This window comes from Micromonospora maritima (assembly GCF_902825405.1).
Taxonomy (GTDB): Bacteria; Actinomycetota; Actinomycetes; order Mycobacteriales; family Micromonosporaceae; genus Micromonospora; species Micromonospora maritima.
Genome location: NZ_CADEAU010000602.1, coordinates 1 through 2,920 on the forward strand (window position 1 = coordinate 1; position 2,920 = coordinate 2,920).

The window sequence follows — 2,920 nt, forward strand, 5'->3', positions numbered from 1 at the left end:
GAGGCCGCGCAGACCGTGCAGGTCTCCGCCTACCCCGACGCCTACGCCCAGTGGGAGAAGCAGGCCACCGACATCGTGGCCCAGCACTGGACCAAGTAAGACAAACGCGAACGGCCGGCACCCCCGAGCGGGGTGCCGGCCTTCGCGCGTACCGGAAAGACGTCAGGCCGGCGGCAGGACGAACGTCCACGTGGTGGTGGTCGTGCTGGCGGCGGCGGCCGTCGCGGTCAGACCGCCGTAGCTGCCCACCGGCACGCTGCTGCCCGAGTCGGCGAGCAGCCCGGTCACCCGGCCGCCACCGGTCTGCGAGCTGTTGCTGCGGACCGCGACACCGGCCGGCGGGGTGAGGCTGGTGGAGGTGCCGTCGCCGTGCAGCCAGTACGACACCGCCCAGCTCTGCGCGACCGTCACCGGCGCGTACGGGGTGATGCGGCTGGCGCTGCTGGCCGGGTCGGTGGCCCGGGCGAAGACCGGCGCGCCCGGCCGGACGCCCCGGTACGCGGCCACCACCAGGTTGCCCTTCGCCTGACCGTCGAGGGTCACCTTGACCGGCGTACCCGCGTCCCCGGCGACCGCGGTCTTGGACCAGGCGGTCGTGGTGGCGAAGCCGCCGTCGAGCCGGTCCAGTCGCGTCCAGCCGGTCACGCCGGTCGGCTCCCCGGTGCCGGTGTGGGTGTTCTGGCTGAGCAGGAGCAGCAGCGTGTCGCCCGGCTGCACGGACGCCGGGACGGTCACCGTGTGGCTGGTCCAGTTGGTGTTGGCGGTGGCCTGGCCGACGAAGGAGATCCGCTCGGCGACCGGCGCGACGGTGACGTCGACGGTCGCCGTGCCGGTGGCGCCCCGGTCGTCGGTCACCGTGAGCGTGACCGGGTAGGTGCCGGCCGTCGCGTAGGTGTGGGAGGTGGTCGGCACGGAGACGGTGTCGGCGGTCGCGCCGTCGCCGAAGTCCCACCGGTGGTCCTGGATCGCGCCGTCGGCGTCGGTGGAGCCCGCGCCGGAGAACGTGCACACCAGCCCGGAGCAGGACGGCGTCAGGTGGGCCACCGGCGCCTGGTTGGCCGGACCGCCGGAACCCTTCAGGATCTTGATGTAGTCGATGTCACCGGCGAAGTAGTCGCAGGTGACCTTCGTACCGTCGCACTGGCTCTTGCCGCCGACGGAGACCTGCCACGTGTTGGCGATGGTGCCGGTCGGCCCGTTCAGCCGGCTGGTCCGGACACCGTCGACGTACATCTCCACGTACGCGGACGTGCGGTTGCAGGTCACCGTGTGCCACTGGCCGTCGGCGATCGACACTCCGGTGTAGCCGGTCCGCGAGGCGCCGTCACCACCCCGGAACAGGCACCTCGGCTTGCCGCTGGGCGCCTCGAACTTCCAGTAGCCGCCGACCGCGTTGCCCTGTCCCTTCTGGAGGATGTTGCCGAAGGAGTGGGTGGTGCGGTAGCGGATGGTCACCGAGAAGTCCCCGGCGTCGGGGTTGAAGTCGGTGCTGTGCGGCACCAGGTCCACGTGCTCCGGCACGTACTCCTGGTCGGGCGGCAGGTGGGTGGCGAAGCGGTGGCCGGTGGCCCCGGCGTAGAGCGCGCCGGTGACGACCTCGTCGCCCACCGTGCCGTGCCGGCCGTTGCCGCTGCTGTCCGTCAGCACGGTCGCCGACGGCGGTTCGTCCATGCTCCAGAACGCCACGGTACGGGTGGCGGTGGCCTGCGCGGGCGCGGCTCCCACCGTCACCCCGGCCGCGGCGACGACCGCCGCCACGCCCAGCCGGGCGACCGTCCGCCGCCATCGTCCCTGCCCGATCGTCCCCATGTGACCGCCTCCCTGCGTATCGGGCCTCACCCTGACACGCTGCGGTCGCGCCTTCCATAACCCGCACGGGGGACCCGTACCGGGTCCTCGGTGTGATGGGGTGACCGATGTGGCCGGTCTTGTCCGGCCGGTGGGAGATGTCCGCCGGTCGAGCGGCGGTCGGGGGGAACGAGTGGGCGATACTGGGTTTGAACCAGTGACCTCTTCCGTGTCAAGGAAGCGCGCTCCCACTGCGCCAATCGCCCGGGCGGTTCGCGAGCGGACGACGGGATTCGAACCCGCGACCCTCACCTTGGCAAGGTGATGCGCTACCAGCTGCGCTACGTCCGCGTCGTCACCGACTCGCGCCGGCGACGGGGCAAACTCTACCCGATGCCAAGATCGCCCCGCGACAGCCCCCCGGCGTGCCGCCCGGGGCGGTGATTGCGCTGCTCGCCCCCGGGGTACCTGTCGATCCGACAGCACAACCGTCCCCCCGAAGGAGGCTGTCATGGGTATCGGTACGAGCATCTTCCTGATCGCGGTCGGCGCGATCCTCACCTTCGCGCTCAACGCCAACGTCGGCGGGGTCGACCTCGACGTCGTCGGTTGGATCCTGATGGCGGCCGGCGTGCTCGGCCTCGTCATGACCACGCTGGTCTGGGGCCGGCGCCGCCAGGTGGTCACCACCACCGAGCAGCCGGTCGAGTACCGCCGGGTCGAGGAGCGCCGGGACGTCGCCCCGCCGATGTGAGGCGACCGGGGGCCGACGGAGCTGATCGGTCCCCGCACCGGCCCGGACGGGGACGCCCGATGGCGTCCCCGTCCGCGTACCCGGCTCAGTCCCGCATCAGCTCGTTGATGGTGCCGTAGTCGAGCGCGTCGGCGAGCGCACCGTACGTGCCGTCACCGAGCGCCTCCACCGCCGCGCGCCGGACCACCGCGTACGCCGCCTCGGCCACCGCCGAGCCCAGGCTGACCCGGGCCACCCCGAGACGCGCCAACTCCGCCACCGGTGGCGCACCCGGCCCGGCCAGCACGTTCAGGGGCGCGGGAATCGCCGCCACCAGGGCCGCCACGGTCCGCGGGTCGACCGTCCCCGGCACGAAGACACCGTCCGCGCCGGCGGCCA

General features: G+C 72.7%; 3 protein-coding genes and 2 tRNA genes. 1 reads left to right on the forward strand and 4 read right to left on the reverse strand.

Annotated elements, in window-relative coordinates:
• Positions 1-162: 162 nt before the first annotated feature.
• The 3 genes from HUW36_RS29760 to HUW36_RS29770 form a co-directional block, all read right to left on the reverse strand.
• Positions 163-1,809, reverse strand: coding sequence for a PKD domain-containing protein (locus HUW36_RS29760; RefSeq protein WP_174531139.1), 1,647 nt, complete (start codon positions 1,807-1,809; stop codon positions 163-165).
• Between the two features lie 173 nt (positions 1,810-1,982).
• Positions 1,983-2,054: transfer RNA gene (locus HUW36_RS29765), tRNA-Val, on the reverse strand.
• Between the two features lie 12 nt (positions 2,055-2,066).
• Positions 2,067-2,139: transfer RNA gene (locus tag HUW36_RS29770), tRNA-Gly, on the reverse strand.
• A gap of 160 nt (positions 2,140-2,299) precedes the next feature.
• Here HUW36_RS29770 and HUW36_RS29775 point away from each other — a divergent pair.
• Positions 2,300-2,542, forward strand: a complete 243-nt coding sequence (locus HUW36_RS29775; protein WP_174531140.1) for a DUF6458 family protein — start codon at positions 2,300-2,302, stop codon at positions 2,540-2,542.
• An 85-nt stretch (positions 2,543-2,627) separates the two neighbouring features.
• Here the strand turns inward: HUW36_RS29775 and HUW36_RS29780 are convergent.
• On the reverse strand, positions 2,628-2,920 hold a 293-nt coding region (locus HUW36_RS29780; protein WP_174531141.1), incomplete at its 5' end, for an isocitrate lyase/phosphoenolpyruvate mutase family protein.

What these genes read in the sequence shown, in the direction of transcription:
- HUW36_RS29760 (WP_174531139.1), bottom strand. Translation starts at nt 1,809, where the DNA reads ATGGGGACGATCGGGCAGGGACGATGGCGGCGGACGGTCGCCCGGCTG.
- HUW36_RS29775 (WP_174531140.1), top strand. Translation starts at nt 2,300, where the DNA reads ATGGGTATCGGTACGAGCATCTTCCTGATCGCGGTCGGCGCGATCCTC.